The organism is Microbacterium sp. M, assembly GCF_045181065.1.
Taxonomy (GTDB): domain Bacteria; phylum Actinomycetota; class Actinomycetes; order Actinomycetales; family Microbacteriaceae; genus Microbacterium.
Map to the genome: position 1 here is coordinate 1,977,174 of NZ_CP173721.1, position 21,684 is coordinate 1,998,857.

Here is a 21,684-nt window from a genome sequence, read left to right on the forward strand (position 1 = left end):
AGATCCATTGCACTGAACGAGCGGGCCGACGTCGTCCCCGGTGTCACTTGAATATCTGAGGACGGTAACTGGTGTACTTCCAGCCTCCCTACGGCGCCTCCGGCGCCTACCCCCCGAAGCAGGGCATGTACAACCCGGCGTTCGAGAAGGACGCCTGTGGTCTTGCCATGGTCGCCACGCTCCGTGGAACGCCCGGCCACGACATCATCCAGCAGGCGCTCGAAGCCCTGCGCAACCTGGAGCACCGCGGCGCGATCGGCTCGGATGCCGGCACCGGAGACGGCGCGGGCATCCTGACCCAGATGCCCGACGAGTTCCTCCGTGCTGTGGCAGGATTCGACCTTCCCCCGGTCGGCGAATACGCCGTCGGACTCGCCTTCCTCCCGCTGCACGCGGGGGAGCGACGCACCCAGAAGGCCGGCGTCGAGAAGATCGCCCGCGAAGAAGGCCTCACGGTCCTGGGCTGGCGCGTCGTCCCCACGGCCAACGAGCACCTCGGCAAGCTCGCCGACGAGGCGCGCCCCGCCTTCGAGCAGCTCTTCGTCGCCCGCCCCGCCGCCGGCGACGCATCCACGCTGTCCGGCATCGAGCTGGACCGTGTCGCCTACCGGCTGCGCAAGCGCGCCGGACATGAGATCGGCGCCTACTTCGTCTCGCTCTCCAGCCGCACGCTCGGCTACAAGGGCATGGTGACGACGCTGCAGCTCGAGCCGTTCTACCCCGACCTGCAGGACGAGCGTTTCGCCAGCGAGCTCGCCGTCGTGCACTCGCGCTACTCCACCAACACGTTCCCGTCGTGGCCGCTTGCGCAGCCGCTGCGGATGCTCGCGCACAACGGCGAGATCAACACCGTCGGCGGCAACCGCAACTGGATGCGCGCCCGCCAGTCGCAGCTCGAGTCAGAGCTCCTCGGTGACATTCGCCCGCTGCTGCCCATCTGCACGGATGGCGCCAGCGACTCGGCGTCCTTCGACGAGGTCCTCGAACTGCTCACGCTCACGGGCCGCAGCCTCCCGCACGCCATCCTGATGATGGTGCCGGAGGCCTACGAGAAGCAGACCGACATCTCACCGGAACTGCGCGCGTTCTACGAGTACCACTCGAACCAGATGGAGCCGTGGGACGGACCGGCCGCGCTGATCTTCACAGACGGCACCCTGGTCGGTGCCACGCTGGACCGCAACGGCCTGCGTCCAGGACGCTGGACGGAGACGACGGACGGTCTGGTCGTCATCGGCTCCGAGACCGGCGTCCTCGAGTTCGAGCCGGAGCGCATCAAGCGCCGCGGTCGTCTGCAGCCGGGCAAGATGTTCGTCGTCGACACGGCCGCCGGCCGCATCGTCGAGGATGCCGAGATCAAGCAGCAGCTGGCCGCACTGCACCCGTGGCAGGAGTGGCTCGACGAGGGCTCCGTCCGGCTGGCAGATCTGCCGGAGCGCGAGCACATCGTGCATCCGCCGGCATCCATCACCCGCCGTCAGCGCACGTTCGGCTACACCGAGGAAGAGGTGCGGATCCTGCTGACCCCGATGGGGCAGAACGGAGCCGAGCCGCTCGGTGCCATGGGATCCGACACTCCGATCGCCGTCCTGAGCGAGCGTCCTCGGCTGCTGTTCGACTACTTCACGCAGCAGTTCGCGCAGGTGACGAACCCGCCGCTGGACTCGATCCGCGAAGAAGTCGTCACGAGCCTCAGGCTGGGCCTCGGCCCCGAGCGCAACCTCCTCAGCTGGGGTCCGGAGCACGCCCACACGGTGACGCTCGACTTCCCGGTCATCGACAACGACGAACTGGCCAAGATCCGTCACATCGACAAGGCCATGGACGCTCGCCGGTCCGTGACGATCCGTGGTCTCTACCACTTCGACGCCGGGCCGCAGTCGCTTCCCGCCCGCATCGCGGAGATGTGCGCCGAAGTGGATGCCGCGATCGAGGAGGGCGCCGAGTTCGTGATCCTGTCGGATCGCGACTCCAACAAGGACCTCGTCCCGATCCCTTCGCTGCTGATGGTCTCCGCCATCCATCACCACCTCATCCGGCGTGAGAACCGCATGAAGGTGGGGCTCATCGTCGAAGCCGGCGATGTCCGCGAAGTGCACCACGTCGCCACGCTCATCGGCTACGGCGCGTCCGCTGTGAACCCGTACCTCGCCATGGAGACGGTGGAGCACCTCGTCCGGACCGGATTCATCACCGGCATCTCACCCGAGAAGGCCGTGCGCAACCTGATCTACGCGCTCGGCAAGGGCGTGCTGAAGATCATGTCGAAGATGGGCATCTCCACGGTGTCGTCGTACGCGGGCGCCCAGGTGTTCGAAGCCGTCGGCCTCAGCCAGGAGTTCATCGACGCGTACTTCACCGGCACCGAGACGAAGCTCGGCGGCATCGGCGTCGATGAGGTCTACACCGAGAATCAGGCCCGTCACGACTACGCCTACCCCGAGGACGCCGCGGCACGCGCTCATGAGCGCCTGTGGACCGGTGGCGAGTACCAGTGGCGCCGCGACGGTTCGCCGCACCTCTTCAACCCGGAGACCGTCTTCCGTCTCCAGCACTCGACCCGCACCCGCCGCTACGACATCTTCCGCGAGTACACCAAGCTCGTCGACGATCAGGCGGCCGAGCTGAAGACCCTCCGCGGGCTCTTCTCGCTGCGCACCGATCATCGCAAGCCGATCCCGCTCGACGAGGTCGAGCCGGTGAGCGAGATCGTCAAGCGCTTCTCGACGGGAGCCATGAGCTACGGCTCGATCTCGCGCGAGGCGCACGAGACGCTGGCGATCGCGATGAACAGCATCGGCGCCAAGTCGAACACGGGCGAGGGCGGCGAAGAGCCGGACCGTCTCGTGGACCCGGAGCGGCGCAGCTCGATCAAGCAGGTCGCCTCTGGCCGCTTCGGCGTGACCAGTCAGTACCTCACCGAGGCGGATGACATCCAGATCAAGCTCGCCCAGGGTGCCAAGCCCGGTGAGGGCGGCCAGTTGCCGCCTGGCAAGGTGTACCCCTGGGTCGCGCGCACTCGTCACGCGACCGCCGGGGTCGGGCTCATCTCGCCTCCGCCGCATCACGACATCTACTCGATCGAAGACCTCAAGCAGCTGATCTTCGACCTGAAGCGCGCCAACCCCGAGGCCCGTATCCACACCAAGCTCGTCAGCCAGTCCGGCATCGGTGCGGTATCGGCGGGCGTCGCGAAGGCGCTGAGCGATGTCATCCTGGTCTCCGGACACGACGGCGGAACGGGTGCGAGCCCCCTGAACTCGCTCAAGCACGCCGGTACCCCGTGGGAGCTCGGTCTCGCCGAGACGCAGCAGACGCTGATGCTCAACGGCATGCGCGACCGCGTGGTGGTCCAGGTCGACGGCCAGCTCAAGACCGGTCGCGACGTGGTCATCGGCGCACTGCTCGGTGCGGAGGAGTTCGGCTTCGCCACGGCTCCGCTGGTCGTGAGCGGATGCATCATGATGCGCGTCTGCCACCTCGACACGTGCCCTGTGGGCGTCGCGACGCAGAACCCGGTGCTCCGGGAGCGCTTCACGGGCAAGCCCGAATTCGTCGTGAACTTCATGGAGTTCATCGCCGAAGAGGTGCGTGAGATCCTCGCCGAACTCGGTTACCGCTCGCTGGACGAGATCATCGGACGCAGCGACCTCATCGAGACCAACGCCGCGATCGAGCACTGGAAGGCCGACGGGCTGGACCTGTCGCCGATTCTCGAAGGACCGGTCTTCCCGGCATCCGAGCCCCGACGTAGCGGACGCGAGCAGGATCATGAGCTGGACGCGCACTTCGACGTGCAGCTCATCGAGATGGCGCAGGAGGCGCTCGAAGACGGATCTCCCGTGCTCATCGAGCTGCCGATCCGCAACACCGAGCGGGCGGTCGGCACGATGCTGGGCCACGAGGTCACCTCGCGGTACGGCGCCGCAGGCCTGGCCCGCGAGACGATCGACGTCACCCTGACGGGAACCGCCGGGCAGTCGCTCGGCGCGTTCATGCCCTCCGGTATCGCGCTGCGCCTGGAAGGCGACGCGAACGACTACGTCGGCAAGGGGCTGTCGGGCGGTGACATCACCATCCGTCCGCCGCGCGGCGCGACGATCGTGCCTCAGGAGAACGTGATCGCCGGCAATGTCATCGGCTACGGCGCCACGAGCGGGACCATCTTCATCTCGGGTGTCGTCGGCGAGCGGTTCCTGGTGCGCAACTCCGGAGCCACGGCTGTCGTCGAGGGCGTCGGAGACCACGCTCTGGAGTACATGACCGGTGGTCTGGCCGTGATCCTCGGCACGACGGGGCGCAACCTCGGCGCGGGGATGTCGGGCGGTATCGCCTACGTCCATGCGCTGCGCACCGACAAGATCAACGCACAGTCCCTGGACAGCGGCGAACTGCGTCTCGAGCAGCTCGATCGCGCCGACCTCGAAGTGCTGCGGAGTCTGCTGACCGAGCACGTCGAGCGCACGGCATCCCCCCTGGCGGCAGAGATGCTCGCCGACTTCGACACCGTCGCGAACGAGTTCGTCAAGGTGCTGCCGCGCGATTTCGCTGCGGTTCAGAACATGCGCCAGGAGGCGGAGCAGGCCGGGCTCGACCCGGACGGCGACGTCATCTGGAACCGGATCCTGGAGGTGACAGGTGGCTGACCCCAAGGGCTTTCTGAAGGTGACGGAGCGCGAGCTGCCTGCTCGTCGTCCCGTCCCGGTGCGGATCATGGACTGGAAAGAGGTCTACGAACCGGGCGACCAGGCGGTGCTGCGCCGTCAGGCCGGCCGCTGCATGGACTGCGGTGTGCCGTTCTGCCACTCCGGATGCCCGCTGGGCAACCTGATCCCGGAGTGGAACGATCTCACCTGGCGCGGCGAGGGACGCTCGGCGATCGAGCGCCTGCACGCGACGAACAACTTCCCGGAGTTCACCGGCCGGCTGTGTCCTGCCCCCTGCGAGAGCTCGTGCGTGCTCGGCATCAATCAGCCGGCTGTGACGATCAAGCAGGTCGAGGTGTCGATCATCGACGAGGCGTTCTCGCACGGCTGGGTCGAGGCCGAGCCGCCGGAGCGTCTGACCGGCAAGACCGTCGCCGTGGTCGGCTCCGGGCCTGCGGGGCTCGCGGCGGCTCAGCAGCTGACGCGCGCCGGTCACACCGTCGCCGTGTTCGAGCGCGACGACCGCATCGGCGGTCTGCTGCGCTACGGCATCCCCGACTTCAAGATGGAGAAGAGCCACGTCGAGGCGCGCCTTCGCCAGATGCAGGAGGAGGGCACACGCTTCCGCGCCGGTGTCGAGATCGGCAAGGACATCAGCTGGGCCGATCTGCGTGCCAGGTACGACGCGGTCGTGATCGCCACCGGCTCGACGGTTCCCCGTGACCTGGCCATTCCCGGCCGCGACCTCGACGGCGTGCACTTCGCGATGGAGTACCTCGTCGAGTCGAACCGCGCGGTCGCCGGAGACAAGGTCGCCAACCAGATCACGGCGGAGGGCAAGCACGTCATCGTGATCGGCGGCGGTGACACCGGAGCCGACTGCATCGGCACAGCGCACCGTCAGGGCGCGCTCAGCGTCACGAACCTCGCCATCGGTCGCCAGCCGGGCGACACGCGTCCCGACCACCAGCCGTGGCCGATGATGCCGACGGTCTTCGAGGTGTCGTCCGCGCACGAGGAGGGCGGCGAACGGATGTATCTCGCATCGACCGTCGAGTTCCTGTCCAATGACGCCGGCGAGGTGCGCGCGCTGCGTGTCGCCGAGACCGAGTTCGTCGACGGACGCCGCGTGCCCAAGAGCGGCACCGAGCGCGAGATCCCCGCGGACCTCGTCCTGATCGCGATGGGCTTCACCGGCCCTGAGCAGGACGGCTACACCGAGGAGACTCGTCCGCAGGTGACCGACCGCGGGAACTTCCGGCGCGATGACTCCTACGAGTCGACGATCCCCGGTGTGTTCGTGGCCGGTGACGCTGGTCGCGGGCAGTCGCTCATCGTGTGGGCGATCGCCGAGGGACGCGCCGCTGCGGCGAGCGTGGACCGCTTCCTGATGGGCGAGACGGTGCTGCCTGCACCGGTGCGTCCGACGGATGTCGCGATCGGCCTGCAGCCCGCGTAGGCTGACTGCGGCACCGTCGCCAGTTCTATTCCTCTTCTACCCTGGAGACTTCTGTTGAGACGCGCGAAAATCGTCGCCACCCTCGGTCCCGCCACGAGTTCCTATGAGAACGTGCGGGCCATCATCGAAGCCGGAGTGGACGTCGCCCGACTGAACCTCAGCCACGGCGACTACTCCGTTCACGACGCCAACTACGCCAACGTGCGTCGCGCAGCCGACGACGCAGGCAAGGCTGTGGCCGTGCTCGTCGACCTGCAGGGCCCGAAGATCCGTCTCGGCAAGTTCGAGGCGGGCCCCTACGAGCTCGAGGTGGGTGACATCTTCAAGATCACCACAGAGGACATCATCGGAAACCGCGAGATCTGCGGTACGACGTTCAAGGGTCTCCCGCAGGACGTCAAGCCGGGAGACTTCCTCCTCATCGACGACGGCAAGGTCCGCGTCGAGGTCGTCGAGACCGACGGCACCGTCGTCACGACGAAGGTCATCGTCGCCGGCGCCGTGTCGAACAACAAGGGCATCAACCTCCCGGGCGTCGCGGTCAACGTCCCCGCGCTGAGCGAGAAGGACGAGGCGGATCTCCGCTGGGGTCTGAAGATCGGCGCCGACCTCATCGCGCTGTCCTTCGTCCGCAACGCCTCCGATGTCGTTCGCGTGCATGAGATCATGGCGGAGGAGGGCGTCCGCGTCCCCGTGATCGCCAAGATCGAGAAGCCGCAGGCCGTCGACAACCTCGAGGAGATCGTCGACGCTTTCGACGGCATCATGGTCGCTCGTGGCGACCTGGGCGTCGAACTGCCCCTCGAGGCCGTTCCGATCGTTCAGAAGCGCGCGGTCGAGCTCGCCCGCCGCAACGCGAAGCCGGTCATCGTCGCGACGCAGATGCTCGAGTCGATGATCTCCAGCCCGGTGCCGACGCGCGCCGAGACCAGCGACGTCGCCAACGCCGTCCTCGACGGCGCGGACGCTGTCATGCTGTCGGGCGAGACGAGCGTGGGGGAGTACCCCATCGTGGTCGTGGAGACCATGGCGCGCATCGTCGCCTCGACCGAGGAGCACGGTCTGGAGCGCATCGCGCCGCTCACCAACAAGCCGAAGACCCAGGGTGGAGCGATCACGCTCGCCGCTCTCGAGGTCGCCGAGTTCGTCGATGCGAAGTTCCTGTGCGTGTTCACGCAGTCGGGCGACTCCGCACGCCGGCTGTCGCGGCTGCGCTCGCGCATCCCGATGATCGCGTTCACGCCGGAGCCCGGCATCCGCCGTCGTATGGCGCTCACCTGGGGCATCCGTTCGAACCTCGTAGAGGTCGTCCAGCACACCGACCTGATGTTCCACCAGGTCGACGAGTACCTGCTGGGCAACGGCCTCGCCGCCGAGGGCGACAAGGTCGTCGTGATCTCCGGATCCCCCCCAGGACTCATCGGCTCGACGAACGACATCCGCGTCCACAAGGTCGGGGATGCCGTCGGCGGCGCCGCTCCGATCTACAAGGCCGCAGGGGTCTGATGCGCGGCATCGAGGGGAGCGGGGTCGAGATCCCGCTCCCCTCGATGGTGCTCCGATGAAGCGCCTCCTGCGCAGAGCGGGCTGGTGGATCCGCGACTACGCGTATGCGATCGCGTGGCAGGCGCGAGCCGCCGTCGATCGCACCGATCCCGCGTCGTTCGCCGACGGATCGCGTGCGCCGATCATCGTGCTCCCGGGCGTCTACGAGACGTGGCAGTTCATGCGCCCGCTCGTCGCGGCGATGCACGAGCTCGGGCACCCGGTGCACGTCGTCAAAGCGCTGCATCGCAATCGCCGACCGATCGTCGAGCTCGCGAAGGATGTCACTGCATTTCTCGCGGAGGCCGACCTGCGGGATGCGATCATCGTCGCGCACAGCAAGGGCGGTCTGGCCGGCAAGCTCGCCATGGCAGGCCCGGAGGGCACGAGGGTGCGCTCGATGCTGGCCATCGCGACGCCGTTCGGTGGATCACGCTACGCGCGCATCATGCCGTGGCGAACGCTGCGCGCGTTCTCGCCGCTCGACCCGGACATCATCGAGCTCGCCCGTCAACAGGAGGCGAACGCCAGGATCGTCTCGGTCTATCCGCGCTTCGATCCGCACATCCCCGAGGGCAGTGAGCTCCCGGGGGCGAAGAACGTGCCTCTCGACGCCGGCGGGCACTTCTGGGTGCTCGAGCATCCTCGTGTTCTTGCCGAGCTCGCGGAACTCGCGGACTGAGAGCCGCCCGACCACGACCGACCACGCTGAGCCTGTCTGATCGCGGACCAGGCGCATTGTGACCATTCGCGTGGGTGCGGACATTATGAAGTGTGAGGGATGATTCGGACGAGGTCGTGTGGGCGTCGGTGCTGTCCGGCGACATTCGCCAGTACGGCACGATCTGGGATCGCCACCGCGATCGTGTGCACCGCCATCTGATCGCAAGTGGCAACACCTCCAGCAACTCGGAGGATCTGACTGCAGCCACTTTCCTGGAGTTGTGGCGCCGCCGCGGCGCGGTGAGGTTCGTCGATGGATCACTGTTGCCGTGGTTGATCGTCACCGCTCAGAACGTCTCCCGTAATGCCGCCCGAGCGAGACGCCGCTATGACCGCTTCCTCGCGGCATTGCCGGCGCCATCGGTTGTACCTGATCATGCCGATCAGGTCGCGGAACGCACCGACGAGCGGACGGTCGCGCTCAGGGCGGCCATGTCCGCCGCCCGCCCGACGGACGCGAAGCTTCTCGCCATGACGGCGCTGGAGGGATTCACGATCCGCGAGGCCGCGGCTGCGTTGGGCCTGACGGAATCCGCTGCCAAAATGCGGCTCGTTCGTGTCCGCACGAGGTTGCGATCCGCCGTCTCTCCGCACCTGATACCTGAAGGAGGATCATGATGGTCGGATTCGATCCAGAGCGCGCCGAACTCATTCGAGCGAACCTCATCAACCATGTGGCCGAGAACCCGGCGCCGCGTCGCAGGCGGGCCCTGTGGGCGTCGGGATTCGTCCTCGCCGGAGTCCTGGCAGGTGCTGGAGCGTCAGCGGGAGCCTTCGCCGCAACAGGAGCGTTCACTGAGATGCCGGCGCAACCAGCGGGGCAGCCTGTGCCCGACTATTCAGATGCTGTCGCAGCGCCCCCAGGCGTGATACCAGGAGCGCCGATCATCTCGCTGCTCGGCGAGCCGATCACTCGACCCATCGAAACCTCCACCGAGATCTCGCTGGAGGAGCGTCCCGACGCGGCCACGCACGCTCGAGTCACGATCAGTGCCACGGTGTCGGGGACCCTCGATTGGGGCACGGATCCCGAAGGGAACAATCCCTCCAGTTCGTGGTCTGCTGATGAAATCTCCCGTCACCCCGGCGTCACGTGGTACGACTTCCCTCTCGACGACTCCGTCGACACGCTGTACCTGACTCCCTCGGACTTCACCGGGATCGTGACGGTCCAGTACGTCGCCCACGTCCCCACCCGACTCGGCGTCAACGCCGACGGTCAGACTTTCGGTGTCACGGGCTCCACAGAAGGCGAACCCGACCTCGTGAGCGTTGTCGGAATCGCGCCCGACGGAACCGCCGTCGAAGGCTACGCACTGGCGACCCAACTCAACGCGACAAGCCCCGACCACGAAGGCCTTCCGTCGACTCCGGAGGAGGCGCTGCAGTGGCAGGAGGAGACCGCCGAAAAGTATCCGGACGGCTGGACGATCCCTGTCTACGCATCGGACGGCATCACGCAGATCGGGGCCTTCAGCATCGGGGGATGAGGCGTTCGCCCCAGCATCCTTACCCGGCGGGTCTGACACACGTCAGTCGTAGGCCGACCACGGGTCGGCGCGGACGCGCTCGTCGACAGCCGCCGCATCGTCACCGATGATGACCCGCCACTCGCCGTGATCGAGAGCACGAAGGATCGCTTCTGCGGCGGATGTGCTCGACACCGGCTCGTAGTCGGTGAAAGGCGCGCCCAGCGCGCGTCGCCACGTGCGCGGTGGCGCAGGCATTGCTGTGCGGACGTGACCGGGGAGAACCAGCACAGCGGAGAGGTGCGGGGCGTTGCGCTGGAAATCGACGATCAGAGACTCGGTGAACCCACGCACAGCGAACTTCGCCGACGAGTATGCGGAGTGCGGGGTTCGCGACCCGAGGCTGGCCCAGAGCGCGTTCACCGACGCAATGTTCACGACCGCACCTTGATCGGCGGCCATCAGCATGGGGAGCAACTCGCGAGTGCAGTTGTACGTACCCTCCCACGACACGGCGAACGTGCGCTCCCACTCCCTCTCCGAAGCGGTGACGAACGACATTCCGCCGATGCCGCCGGCGTTGTTGAACAGCAGGTGCAGAACATCGGTCTCATGCGCTGCGGCGACGTCGTGCTGCAGACGGCGCACTGCATCGCGATCGGCGACGTCGCAGACGTGTCCGCTGACACCGATGGCATCGTCGATCGCTTGCGCTTCGCGCACAGTCGCGTCGAGGGCCGCTCTGTTCACATCGACCGCAGCGACGTGAACGCCCCTGCGGACCAGTTCGAACATCAGTGATCGTCCGATCCCGGACGCAGCTCCGGTGACCACCGCGAAGCGGCCGTCCAGCTTCCACAATGGCGGCATGAGGTCACGCTATCCTCTGGAGGCACCTTGGTGTCGCTTCACGTCGCGATCGCGATTCTGGTGCCGGCGGTGGGACTCGAACCCACACGCCCTTTCGGACAAAGCATTTTGAGTGCTCCGCGTCTGCCATTCCGCCACGCCGGCCCTGTATCGCGTCTACGACTGTAGCGCAGGATCATGGAGTCTCCACCGCGTTCGACGCGCCGTCGTCCGGACAGCGCCCGCTCTCCCGTAGAATGAACTGGTGACCGAAGAACAGGCTGAACAGTCCACGGCATCCGCTCCGCGACGCGTCGTCGTCGCCGAAGACGAATCGCTGATCCGTCTCGACATCGTCGAGATCCTGCGAGACAACGGATTCGATGTGGTCGGTGAGGCCGGCGACGGCGAGACCGCTGTCGCGCTCGCGACCGAGCTGCGTCCCGATCTGGTCATCATGGATGTCAAGATGCCGCAGTTGGACGGCATCAGTGCCGCCGAGAAGCTCCACAAGGGCAACATCGCGCCCGTGGTGCTGCTGACGGCCTTCAGCCAGAAGGAGCTCGTCGAGCGGGCGAGCGAGGCCGGTGCTCTGGCGTACGTCGTGAAGCCCTTCACCCCGAACGACCTGCTGCCGGCGATCGAGATCGCTCTCGCTCGTCACGAGCAGATCATCACGCTCGAGGCCGAGGTCGCCGACATGGTCGAGCGCTTCGAGACCCGCAAGCTCGTCGATCGCGCCAAGGGCCTGCTCAACGAGAAGATGGGCCTGTCCGAGCCCGAGGCGTTCCGCTGGATCCAGAAGGCGTCGATGGATCGTCGGCTCACGATGCAGGACGTCGCCAAGGCGATCATCGAGCAGCTCGCTCCCAAGAAGTGACCTTCGACCTCGGCGACGGCATCCGCCTTCGCCCGGTCGCGTCCGGAGATGCGGCAGCCTACGCCGCCGCCTACGACGCCAATCGTGCGCATCTGGCCTATTGGGATCCTGTCCGCGAGGAGAGCTTCTACACGGTCGAGTGGCATGAGGCGCTCGTCGCCCAGCACCTGCGCGACGGCGCGGACGGACGAGCAGCTCGCTTCGTCCTGGTCCACGACGACGGAAGAATCGTCGGCGTGGCGAACATCTCGAACATCGTGCGCGGCGCGTTCCACAGCGCGGATCTCGGGTACTGGATCGATGCGTCGCTCGCCGGCCGCGGACTGATGAGCCGCGCGATCGCCGTCGTGATCGATCACGCCAGCACCGAGCTCGCGCTGCATCGCCTCCAGGCCGCGACCCTGCTCGACAACGCGGCATCCCAGCGCGTTCTCGCGGCCAACGGATTCGAGCGGATCGGCATGGCGCCGAAGTATCTGCGGATCGCGGGGGAGTGGCAGGATCACCTGCTGTTCCAGCGGATCCTGTTCGACTGAATCCGCCGCGCCGAGACGGCCGTCAGGCGGGCATGTCCTTGATCATGTTCGTGATGCGGATCGTCGAGCAGCGGCGCCCCTGATCGTCGGTCACGACGATCTCGTGGACCGTGATGCTGCGCCCGAGATGCAGCGGCGTGCACACCCCGGTGACGACGCCCGAGGTCGCCGAGCGCGTGTGCGTCGCATTGATGTCGACGCCGACCGCGAGCTTTCCAGGGCCGGCGTGCAGGTTGGCCGCCATCGACCCCAGCGACTCGCCCAGCACCACGTACGCGCCACCGTGCACGAGACCGACCGGCTGGGTGTTCCCCTCGACCGGCATGGTCGCGACGGCGCGCTCGACCGCGAACTCGGTGAACTCGATCCCCATCTTCTCGGCCAGGGCTCCCATGCCACGGGCGGTCGCCCACTCCAAGCCGGTCGTCTGGATGCTGTCGCTCACCGATCCTCCTCAGCGCGTGTCTGTCGTCCTCGTTAGGCTGACAGGGTGACGGACTCCGCAAAGCCTACCCTCATGGTCGTCGACGGCCATTCGCTCGCCTATCGTGCCTTCTTCGCCCTCCCGGTGGAGAACTTCACCACGAAGGACAATCAGCACACCAACGCCATCTACGGCTTTCTGTCGATGCTCGTGAACCTCATCAAGACCGAGCAGCCGACGCACATGGCGATCGCCTTCGACACGTCGCGCCATTCGTTCCGCACTGACGAGTACCCCGAGTACAAGGCCACGAGGTCCGAGACGCCGCAGGAGTTCCGCGGGCAGATCCCGCTGCTGCAGGACTGTCTCGCCGCGATGTCCATCCCGGTCCTCACGAAGGAGGGCATCGAAGCCGACGACATCCTCGCAACGCTCGCGAAGCAGGGGTCCGCCCAGGGCTTCGACGTCCTCGTCGTGTCCGGCGACCGGGACACGATCCAGCTCGTGAACGACGAGGTCACGCTGCTGTACCCGTCGGTGCAGGGCGTGTCTCAGCTGAAGCGCTACGACCCGATCACCGTCCAGGAGCGCTACGGCGTGCGTCCGGAGCAGTATCCCGACATCGCGGCCCTGGTCGGCGAGACCAGCGACAACCTCCCTGGGGTGCCCAAGGTGGGGGAGAAGACGGCCGTGAAGTGGCTGACCCAGTTCGGCAGCCTCGACGAACTGATCGACCGTGCCGATGAGATCAAGGGCGTCGTGGGCGGCAATCTCCGCGATCACATCGAAGACGTCCGCCGCAACCGCAAGCTCAATCGGCTGCTGACCGATGTCGAGCTCCCGTTCGGACCAGCCGACCTCACCGTCGCCCCGATCGACGCCCAAGCAGTCCGCGACATCTTCGCCCGTCTGGAGTTCCGCACGCTGCTGCCGCGCGTGTTCGAGGCGGTCGGCGCCGGCGCCGTCGCAGACGATTCGCCGGCCGTGGTGCTGCCGTCACCCGTGGAGTCCTCGGCGGCCGAGCTCGCCGACTGGCTCGCCGCACAGAACGGCGAACTCGCCGTCACACTCGTCCTCGCCGGGGGGATGCCCATCCGGATCGGAGTCGCCGGAGCGACGGATCTGCGCGAGAGCGACTGGACCGAGGCGGCAGCCGACATCCTGCGCCCCTGGCTGGAGGCCGACTCACCGAAGGTCATGCACGAGGCCAAGCCTCAGGTGAAGGCGCTTCTGCGTTCCGGCATCCGCGTCGGCGGCCTGACCTACGACACGATCCTCGCCGGCTGGATGCTGCGGCCGAGCTTTCCCGACAAGACGCTCGGGAATCTCGTCGAGCGCTATCTCGGCGAGAAGCTGCCGGAGGCGGATCCGACGCAGCTCGTCCCCGAGACCGACGGCGCCACGCCGTCCCAGGAGGCCTGGTTCACCCTGCGTACCGCCACGGCGCTGCGCGAGGACATCCCGGAGTCCGTGGCTACCGTGCTCACCGACATCGAGCTGCCGACGCTGCTGACGCTCGCCGACATGGAGATCGCCGGTGTCGCCGTATCGCACGACGTGCTCTCGACGTTCTCGGGGGAGCTCGCCACCCGAGCCGACCTGATCGCTCAGGATGCGTACTCCACCATCGGCCGCGAGGTGAATCTCGGGTCTCCCAAGCAGCTGCAGGAGGTCCTGTTCGAAGAACTCCAGCTGCCGAAGACGCGCAAGACCAAGACCGGGTATTCGACGGATGCCGCGTCGCTGGCCGACATCCAGGAGAAGAGCCCGCATCCCTTCCTCGAGCAGCTCTCGCAGCATCGCGAGGCGACCAAGCTGCGACAGATCATCGAATCGCTCGACACGGCGATCAAGGACGACCACCGCATCCACACCACGTACGTGCAGACCGGCAGCCAGACCGGGCGTCTGTCCAGCACCGATCCGAACCTTCAGAACATCCCGGTGCGCACCGAGGAGTCCCGGCGCATCCGCAGCGCGTTCGAGGTCGGCGAGGGCTACGAGACCCTGCTGACGGCGGATTACTCGCAGATCGAGATGCGGATCATGGCGCATCTGTCGGGCGATGAAGGACTCATCGAGGCGTTCAACAGCGGCGAAGATCTGCACCGCTTCGTCGGCGCCCGGGTGTTCGGCGTCGACCCGGCCGAGGTCACCTCCGCCATGCGTACGAAGGTCAAGGCGATGTCGTACGGCCTGGTCTACGGACTGAGCGCGTTCGGCCTGTCCAAGCAGTTGCGCATCGAGCAGTCCGAGGCCAAGCAGCTCATGCTGGAGTACTTCGCCCGCTTCGGCGCGGTCCGCGATTATCTGCGCGCCTCGGTTCTCGCGGCGAAGGAGGTCGGGTACACCGAGACGATCTTCGGCCGCCGCCGGCCGTTCCCCGATCTCACCAGCCCGAACCGCGTGCTGCGCGAGAATGCGGAGCGCGCGGCCCTCAACGCGCCGATCCAGGGCAGCGCGGCCGACATCATGAAGATCGCCCTGTTCCGCATCCACGATGATCTGGTGACCGCCGGCTTGCGCTCACGAGTGCTCCTCCAGATCCACGACGAACTCGTGGTCGAGGTCGGCCCCGGCGAGTGGGATGCCGCCGAGCAGATCGTGCGCACCAGAATGGCCGGTGCGGCCGAGCTGACGGTGCCTCTCGATGTCCAGGTCGGACGCGGCAGGGATTGGAACGAGGCCGCGCACTGACCACGGCCGCGGCGGGGTGCGCAGTACGCTGGGCGGATGACCACAACTCCGCGCACACCCACCGCGATCGATCAGGTCGCCGAGGAATGGGTCGACGATCTCACCCTCCTCGCGCCGACGCTCGGCACGTACATCGGACGCAATGAGGCGAACGACCGCTACGCAGATCTGAGCCCAGAGGGCCAGGACCACTACGCGTCCGAGGTCCGCCGCACGCTGGCGAAGCTCGACGCGCTGCAGCCCGCCGATGCCGTCGACGAAGTCACCAAGGCCGATCTCGGCAGCGAACTGCGTCTCGAGCTCGAGCTGCACGATGCCCAGTGGCATCTGCGGGATCTCAACGTCATCGCATCGGCGCCGCAGGACATCCGATCGGTGTTCGACCTGATGCCCACGGCGTCCTCCGACGACTGGGATGTGATCGCCACGCGCCTGGCCGCGATCCCGACCGCGCTGCGCGGCTACACCGCGACGCTGCGCGAGGGCATCCCCCGAGGCGTGACCCCTGCGCGGCGCCAGGCGGTCGAGGTGGCCAAGCAGATCGAGCGGTACACAGCCGACGACGGCTTCTTCGCCGCGTTCGTCGCCGAGGCGACGCCCGACGAAGGCGAACTGCCCGCGTCTCTCGCACGGACTCTCGCCGACAACGCGTCCGCGGCCAGGGTCGCGTACGACGAGCTCCGTTCGTTCCTCGCGACGGGTCTCGCCGACGCGGCAGGCGACGAGGATGCCGTCGGTCGCGAGCTGTACGCGCTCAACTCGCGCCGTTTCCTCGGCGCCACGATCGATCTCGACGAGACCTACGAATGGGGCATCGAAGAGCTGCGGCGCATGGTCGCAGAGCAGACCGCGATCGCGAACGAGATCCTCCCCGGATCAACGGTGGAGGAGGCCGTCGCACATCTCGAGGCCGATCCGGCGCGCAAGCTCCACGGCACGGAGGCGCTGCAGCGCTGGATGCAGGAGACGAGCGACCGGGCGGTCGCCGAGCTGGGCGCCACGCATTTCGACATCCCCCAGGAGATCCGCACGCTCGAGTGCATGATCGCTCCGACTCAGGAGGGTGGGATCTACTACACCGGACCGACGGACGACTTCTCCCGCCCAGGGCGCATGTGGTGGTCGGTTCCGGAGGGTGTGACCGAGTTCGACACCTGGCGCGAACTCACCACCGTCTACCACGAAGGCGTCCCCGGTCACCACCTGCAGATCGCCCAGGCGGTGTACAACCGCACCGAGCTGAACTCCTGGCGACGCCTCCTGGCCGGCACCTCCGGCCACGCCGAGGGCTGGGCCCTGTACGCCGAGCGGCTCATGCAGCAGCTGGGCTATCTCGACGACCCCGCCGACAGGCTCGGGATGCTGGACGGACAGCGCATGCGCGCCGCCCGCGTCGTGCTGGACATCGGCGTGCACCTGAAGAAGCCGCGCCTCGATGGGCAGGGCGTCTGGGATGCCGAGTACGCGCTCGACTTCATGCGCAAGAACGTGAACATGTCCGACGAGTTCGTGCAGTTCGAAGTCAACCGCTATCTCGGCTGGCCGGGGCAGGCACCGTCCTACAAGGTCGGTCAGCGCATCTGGGAGCAGGTGCGCGACGCCTATCAGGCCAGCCGGGGCGACGCTTTCGACGTCAAGGACTTCCACAAGCGCGCGCTCGACATGGGCGGCGTCGGCCTCGACACTCTGCGGACGGCTCTGCTGCGCTGAGCTTCAGGTGGTCGTCGGGGAATGCCGCGGCGACCACCATGGTTCATTCACCTGAATAGGAAAGGGTTGACATGGACATCGAGTTCGGGCTGGACACCTTCGGCGACATCACACGCGACGCGAACGGGGACCTGCTCTCGGCCGCGCAGACGATCCGCAACATCGTCGAGCAGGCGGAATTGGCCGACCGCGTCGGCGTCGACTTCTTCGGCGTAGGGGAGCACCACAGAGAAGAGTTCGCTGTCTCGTCCCCGGAGATGGTGCTGGCAGCGATCGCTTCGCGCACCGAGCGCATCCGGCTCGGCACGGCGGTCACCGTCCTGTCGTCCGACGACCCCGTGCGCGTGTACGAGCGCTTCGCGACTTTGGACGCCGTCTCGAACGGTCGTGCAGAGGTCGTCCTCGGGCGCGGGTCCTTCATCGAATCGTTCCCGTTGTTCGGCTTCGACCTGCGCGACTACGACGCGCTCTTCGAAGAGAAGCTCGAGCTGTTCGTCGAACTTCTGAAGGAGAAGCCGGTCACCTGGTCGGGCACGATGCGGCCCGCCCTCGAGGGCGCCGACGTCTTCCCGAAGACCGAGCACGGACTGCGCACCTGGGTCGGTGTCGGCGGCAGTCCCGAATCCGTCGTCCGAGTCGCCCGCCACGGTCTGGGTCTCATGCTCGCCATCATCGGCGGGCCGGCTGCCCGCTTCGCGCCCTTCGTCGAGCTGTACCACCGCTCGGTGGCGAGCTTCGGCACCGCCTCGCACCCGGTCTCAGTGCACTCGCCAGGGCACATCGCCCGCACGGACGAGGAAGCCTGGGATGCCGCGTACGAGGGCTTCGAGGCGATGAACAACACGATCGGCGCGGAGCGGGGCTGGCCGCCCTACAGCCGGGCACGCTTCCAGAACGACGTCGGCTCCGCAGGAGCGATCTACTCCGGTTCTCCGGAGCGCGTCGCCCAGAAGATCGCCGAGACCGTGCGGGCCCTCGGGCTCGGCCGCTTCGATCTGAAGTACGCCACAGGCACCCTCGCACATGAGCAGATGATGCAGAGCATCGAACTGTACGGCACTGAGGTGATCCCGCGGGTTCGCGAGCTGCTCGCCGATTGATGCGCGATGCGGGCCCGCCGCGGCTCTACGATGAGGGTCATGGCTGATACTCTGCCGAGCCGTGCCTCCCTCGCCGGTCGGCTCGACGACCTCCCGTTCACACGTCGGCATCTGAAGGTCCTGACCGGCTCCGGGGTGGGTTGGGCGCTGGACGCCATGGACGTCGGCCTCATCTCGTTCATCATCGCCGTTCTCGCGCAGCAGTGGGAGCTGACCAAGACCGAGACGGGATGGATCGCCTCGGTCGGCTTCATCGGCATGGCGATCGGTGCGAGCCTGGGCGGTCTGCTTGCCGACAGACTCGGTCGCCGACAGGTCTTCGCGCTGACGCTGCTGATCTACGGCATCGCCACGGGCGCCAGCGCGCTGGTCGGGGGAGTCGCGGCGTTGCTCGTGCTGCGGTTCTTCGTCGGGCTCGGCCTCGGTGCTGAGCTTCCCGTCGCATCGACCTACGTGAGCGAGTTCGCGCCGACCCGCATCCGCGGCCGGCTGATCGTCATCCTCGAGGCCTTCTGGGCGGTCGGGTGGACCGCTGCGGCCCTGATCGGATACTTCGTGATCCCGGCATCCGAGGACGGGTGGCGGTGGGCGTTCGCGCTGGGCGCTGTGCCGGCCGCGTACGCCATCGTCGTCCGGTGGGCTCTACCCGAGTCCCCGCGGTGGCTGGCCGGGCGCGGCCGCATCGCGGAGGCGGAACGGATCGTCACGGCCTTCGAGACGGATGCCGGAATCATCACGGGACCGGCGATCCGCAAGGAACCGCCGTCCCGTGCTCTCGCCGTCACGACGCGGGCTCGCCTGAGCACCCTGTGGCACCCCGAGTTCCGCGTGCGGACGATCTGCATCTGGCTGGTCTGGTTCTGCGTCAACTTCGCCTACTACGGGGCCTTCATCTGGATTCCCAGTATCCTCGTGGACGCCGGGTACGACCTGGTGCGCTCCTTCGGCTTCACGCTGCTCATCACGCTCGCCCAGTTGCCCGGTTACGCCGTCGCGGCATGGCTGATCGAGGTCTGGGGCCGACGCCTCACGCTGTCCGTGTTCCTGGCTGGCTCGGCCGTCTCGGCCGTCCTGTTCGGCACGGCGACGGGCGAGACCGCGATCATCGCCACAGGGATGGCCTTGTCGTTCTTCAACCTCGGCGCGTGGGGCGCGCTCTACGCCGTGACCCCAGAGATCTATCCGACGTCATTGCGGGGCACCGGCACCGGGTGGGCGGCAGGCGTCGGCCGGATCGCATCGATCATCGCGCCGCTGCTCGTCCCCGTGCTGCTGGCCGCCGGTGGTGCTCCGCTGCTGTTCGTCGTCTTCGCCGCGGTCTTCGTCGTGGCGGCCGTCGCCGTCTGGGGCCTGGTCGACCGCAGGGGACAGGCGCTCGACGATCGCTGAGCAAGCCTCTCCGAGCAATAGGCTGGAGAGCGTGAGTGCAGTGAGATTCGTGGCGATCGGAGATTCGTTCACCGAGGGCGTCGGCGACGACCTTCCGGACGGCCGAGTGCGCGGGTGGGCGGACATCGCCGCGCAGGGCTGGGCGGATGCCGCCGGTCACCCGATCGAATACGCGAATCTCGCCATCCGCGGGAAGCTGGCTTGGCCGATCGTCGAGCAGCAGCTGGAGCCTGCCCTGGCGCTCGGACCGACGCACCTGTCATTCAACGGCGGCGGCAACGACATGCTGCGCCCCCGAACCGACGTCGAGCACATCGCCGACGCGTTCTCGCGGGTGCTGCGACGGTGCGATGAAGAAGGCGTCACGCTGATCCTCCTGTCGGGTGCGAACCCCTCAGGGCAGCTGCCGATGGGCTCGCTCGTGCAGCGCAGGGGTGACGAGCTGTCGGATGCCGTGATCCGCCGCATCGCGGATCGACCCGACGTCATCCGGGCGCTGAACTGGCCGGACAAGGAGCTGTCGACGCCTCCGTACTGGTCCGAGGATCGACTGCACATGAACGCGGCAGGACACCATCGGGTCGCCGCACGGGTTCTGCAAGGTCTCGGCTTCGAACCGCCCGCCTCGTGGTGGTCGCCGACGGCGTACCCGCCGGCCGGGCCGAGCGGATTCGCTTACTACCGCCAGCATGTCGGGCCGTGGGTGAAGCGGCGCGTCACCCGGACCTCTTCGGGCGACGGGCGCGAGCCCAAGCATCCGACATGGGTCGAACTGGTCCCGGTCCCGTGATGACGGCGCAACCGGGGCGTCGGCTGCCGCTGCGGATCACCCAGCTGCTCGTCGGCCTGTTCCTGTACGGCATCGGCATCGCCTTCATCGTGCGTGGCGAGATCGGCGCCGCGCCCTGGGACGTCCTGACGCAGGGGATCGCGAATCATGTTCCGCTGAGCTTCGGCGTCATCACCATCCTCACCAGCGTCGTGGTGCTTCTGCTGTGGATTCCGCTTCGTCAGAAGCCGGGCGTCGGCACGCTCCTGAACGCGCTGCTGGTCGGGCCGGCTGCCGACATCGGACTGGCGCTGATCCCGACTGGCCAGGACCTCTGGCTGCGCATCTGCTTCTTCGTCATCGGCCTCGTGGTGCTCTCGGCCGCGACCGGGCTCTACATCGGAACCCACTTCGGCCCCGGCCCCCGCGACGGACTGATGACCGGCTTGCATCGGGTCACCGGCTGGCGGATCTGGATCGTGCGGACCGCGATCGAGGTGACGGTGGTGCTGATCGGCTGGCTGCTGGGTGGGAACGTCGGGTTCGGAACTCTGGCGTTCGCGCTGCTGGTGGGCCCCCTGTGCCAGTACTTCATGCGGATCTTCGCGATCCGCATCCCGGCACGTGACGCGGCGACGGCATGACCGACTTCGAACTCGCGCGGATTCCTTCCGGAACCGTCACATTGCACGATGCGCGTAGACAAGAGCGACGCGACATCGCACTCGAAACGTTCGAGCTCGGCGTGTTCGCCGTGACGGAAGAGCAGTTCGCCGAAGTCCTCGGGATCGCCTCCCAGCATCCTCGGCGGCCGGCGGCCGATCTCAGTTGGCTGCGGGCGGTGCGGTTCTGCAATGCGGCATCCGAGTGGGAGGGCCTGGACCCGGCGTACTCCTTCGACGGCGAGGTCGTCACCTGGCACGTCGACAGCGACGGATATCGTCTGCCCACAGAAGCCGAATGGGAACACGCCTGTCGTGCCGGCTCGACGGGCCCGCACTACGGTCCGCTCGCCGAAGTCGCGTGGACGAGCGCCGACGGCCTTCGGCATCCGCAGGACGTGGGAGGCAAACTGCCGAATCTGAACGGGCTGTTCGACACGCTCGGCAACGTCTGGGAGTGGTGCTGGGATCTGCTCGACCCGGCGCGCTACGACGACTATCGGGTGTTCCGCGGCGGCGGGTTCGACGATGATGCGTGGAGCGTCAGGGCATCCGTTCGTCGAGGAGGAGCGCCTCGAATGCATCATGCCGATGTCGGCATGCGTCTGGCCCGCGGTGGCTTCGACGCCGTGGATGCGGCGCAGGGGTGGTCAGTACGCGCGGATCGAGAACGGGCATTCGTCGATGGTGCTCGACCGGTGGGGTGGACGCCGCGGCGCTGAGGGTCGGTACCCCGTGTCAACCCCCTGGCAGGAAACCAGCCGAGCCCGCAGGGTGAGAACCCCAGGCGCTCCTGCGCCGCCACCGGACCCCAGGTCCCGGAAGG

General features: G+C 67.3%; 17 protein-coding genes and 1 tRNA gene. 15 read left to right on the top strand and 3 right to left on the bottom strand.

Annotated features, from left to right (window positions below):
• Positions 1–125 precede the first annotated feature (125 nt).
• The 6 genes from gltB (at position 126) to ACI7YT_RS09525 (ending at position 9,863) form a co-directional block, all read left to right on the top strand.
• Entirely contained in the window at positions 126–4,646 is a 4,521-nt protein-coding gene (gltB, locus tag ACI7YT_RS09500) for a glutamate synthase large subunit (protein WP_406250555.1), read from the top strand.
• A complete protein-coding gene (locus tag ACI7YT_RS09505) occupies positions 4,639–6,105 on the top strand; it encodes a glutamate synthase subunit beta (protein ID WP_406250457.1) in 1,467 nt (488 codons plus the stop codon). Before gltB ends, ACI7YT_RS09505 begins: the two co-directional genes overlap by 8 nt.
• Before the next feature lie 54 nt (positions 6,106–6,159).
• Positions 6,160–7,611 carry a pyruvate kinase gene (gene pyk, locus ACI7YT_RS09510; RefSeq protein ID WP_406250458.1) on the top strand — a complete coding sequence of 484 codons (1,452 nt, stop codon included), beginning with the start codon at positions 6,160–6,162 and terminating at the stop codon, positions 7,609–7,611.
• Between the two features lie 55 nt (positions 7,612–7,666).
• Positions 7,667–8,332, top strand: a complete 666-nt coding sequence (locus tag ACI7YT_RS09515) for an esterase/lipase family protein (protein ID WP_406250459.1) — start codon at positions 7,667–7,669, stop codon at positions 8,330–8,332.
• A 92-nt stretch (positions 8,333–8,424) separates the two neighbouring features.
• A complete protein-coding gene (locus ACI7YT_RS09520; protein WP_406250461.1) occupies positions 8,425–8,991 on the top strand; it encodes an RNA polymerase sigma factor in 567 nt (188 codons plus the stop codon).
• The gene (locus ACI7YT_RS09525; protein ID WP_406250463.1) at positions 8,988–9,863 is read left to right on the top strand and encodes a hypothetical protein; all 876 of its coding nucleotides are present in this window, start codon (positions 8,988–8,990) and stop codon (positions 9,861–9,863) included. The genes ACI7YT_RS09520 and ACI7YT_RS09525 overlap by 4 nt, the downstream gene beginning before the upstream one ends.
• Before the next feature lie 42 nt (positions 9,864–9,905).
• Here the strand turns inward: ACI7YT_RS09525 and ACI7YT_RS09530 are convergent, their stop codons facing one another.
• Positions 9,906–10,712 carry an SDR family NAD(P)-dependent oxidoreductase gene (locus tag ACI7YT_RS09530; RefSeq protein ID WP_406250464.1) on the bottom strand — a complete coding sequence of 269 codons (807 nt, stop codon included), beginning with the start codon at positions 10,710–10,712 and terminating at the stop codon, positions 9,906–9,908.
• A 58-nt stretch (positions 10,713–10,770) separates the two neighbouring features.
• Positions 10,771–10,856, bottom strand: a tRNA-Leu gene (locus tag ACI7YT_RS09535).
• 97 nt (positions 10,857–10,953) lie between these two features.
• On the opposite strand from ACI7YT_RS09535, the gene ACI7YT_RS09540 reads away from it, so the two are divergent.
• Both ACI7YT_RS09540 and ACI7YT_RS09545 read left to right on the top strand, forming a co-directional pair.
• The gene (locus ACI7YT_RS09540; protein ID WP_376178168.1) at positions 10,954–11,571 is read left to right on the top strand and encodes an ANTAR domain-containing response regulator; all 618 of its coding nucleotides are present in this window, start codon (positions 10,954–10,956) and stop codon (positions 11,569–11,571) included.
• Positions 11,568–12,107, top strand: a complete 540-nt coding sequence (locus ACI7YT_RS09545; protein ID WP_406250465.1) for a GNAT family N-acetyltransferase — start codon at positions 11,568–11,570, stop codon at positions 12,105–12,107. The genes ACI7YT_RS09540 and ACI7YT_RS09545 overlap by 4 nt, the downstream gene beginning before the upstream one ends.
• Before the next feature lie 22 nt (positions 12,108–12,129).
• Here the strand turns inward: ACI7YT_RS09545 and ACI7YT_RS09550 are convergent, their stop codons facing one another.
• Positions 12,130–12,501, bottom strand: a complete 372-nt coding sequence (locus tag ACI7YT_RS09550; protein WP_406250557.1) for a hotdog fold thioesterase — start codon at positions 12,499–12,501, stop codon at positions 12,130–12,132.
• A 96-nt stretch (positions 12,502–12,597) separates the two neighbouring features.
• Here ACI7YT_RS09550 and polA point away from each other — a divergent pair, with 96 nt between their 5' ends.
• The 7 genes from polA to ACI7YT_RS09585 all read left to right on the top strand — a co-directional run bounded on the left by polA (position 12,598) and on the right by ACI7YT_RS09585 (position 21,580).
• Positions 12,598–15,228 (top strand): DNA polymerase I, encoded by a 2,631-nt coding sequence (polA, locus tag ACI7YT_RS09555; protein ID WP_406250466.1) that lies wholly within the window; start codon positions 12,598–12,600, stop codon positions 15,226–15,228.
• A gap of 36 nt (positions 15,229–15,264) precedes the next feature.
• Positions 15,265–16,938 (top strand): DUF885 domain-containing protein, encoded by a 1,674-nt coding sequence (locus ACI7YT_RS09560; RefSeq protein ID WP_406250468.1) that lies wholly within the window; start codon positions 15,265–15,267, stop codon positions 16,936–16,938.
• Positions 16,939–17,009: 71 nt separating this feature from the next.
• A complete protein-coding gene (locus ACI7YT_RS09565) occupies positions 17,010–18,038 on the top strand; it encodes an LLM class flavin-dependent oxidoreductase (protein WP_406250470.1) in 1,029 nt (342 codons plus the stop codon).
• A 39-nt stretch (positions 18,039–18,077) separates the two neighbouring features.
• Entirely contained in the window at positions 18,078–19,427 is a 1,350-nt protein-coding gene (locus ACI7YT_RS09570) for an MFS transporter (protein ID WP_406245297.1), read from the top strand.
• Positions 19,428–19,458: 31 nt separating this feature from the next.
• On the top strand, positions 19,459–20,217 hold the full coding sequence (locus ACI7YT_RS09575; protein ID WP_406245298.1) for an SGNH/GDSL hydrolase family protein: 759 nt from the start codon (positions 19,459–19,461) through the stop codon (positions 20,215–20,217).
• Positions 20,190–20,840: a YitT family protein gene (locus tag ACI7YT_RS09580; RefSeq protein ID WP_406245299.1), complete on the top strand. Its 651-nt coding sequence runs from the start codon at positions 20,190–20,192 to the stop codon at positions 20,838–20,840. The genes ACI7YT_RS09575 and ACI7YT_RS09580 overlap by 28 nt, the downstream gene beginning before the upstream one ends.
• A complete protein-coding gene (locus ACI7YT_RS09585; protein WP_406245300.1) occupies positions 20,837–21,580 on the top strand; it encodes a formylglycine-generating enzyme family protein in 744 nt (247 codons plus the stop codon). Before ACI7YT_RS09580 ends, ACI7YT_RS09585 begins: the two co-directional genes overlap by 4 nt.
• The last annotated feature ends 104 nt before the right edge of the window (positions 21,581–21,684 follow it).

Coding starts and splice junctions, on each gene's coding strand:
- gltB (WP_406250555.1), top strand. CDS start 126: ATGTACAACCCGGCGTTCGAGAAGGACGCCTGTGGTCTTGCCATGGTC.
- ACI7YT_RS09515 (WP_406250459.1), top strand. CDS start 7,667: ATGAAGCGCCTCCTGCGCAGAGCGGGCTGGTGGATCCGCGACTACGCG.
- ACI7YT_RS09525 (WP_406250463.1), top strand. CDS start 8,988: ATGATGGTCGGATTCGATCCAGAGCGCGCCGAACTCATTCGAGCGAAC.
- ACI7YT_RS09530 (WP_406250464.1), bottom strand. CDS start 10,712: ATGCCGCCATTGTGGAAGCTGGACGGCCGCTTCGCGGTGGTCACCGGA.
- ACI7YT_RS09550 (WP_406250557.1), bottom strand. CDS start 12,501: ATGGGAGCCCTGGCCGAGAAGATGGGGATCGAGTTCACCGAGTTCGCG.
- ACI7YT_RS09560 (WP_406250468.1), top strand. CDS start 15,265: ATGACCACAACTCCGCGCACACCCACCGCGATCGATCAGGTCGCCGAG.
- ACI7YT_RS09565 (WP_406250470.1), top strand. CDS start 17,010: ATGGACATCGAGTTCGGGCTGGACACCTTCGGCGACATCACACGCGAC.
- ACI7YT_RS09570 (WP_406245297.1), top strand. CDS start 18,078: ATGGCTGATACTCTGCCGAGCCGTGCCTCCCTCGCCGGTCGGCTCGAC.
- ACI7YT_RS09580 (WP_406245299.1), top strand. CDS start 20,190: ATGGGTCGAACTGGTCCCGGTCCCGTGATGACGGCGCAACCGGGGCGT.
- ACI7YT_RS09585 (WP_406245300.1), top strand. CDS start 20,837: ATGACCGACTTCGAACTCGCGCGGATTCCTTCCGGAACCGTCACATTG.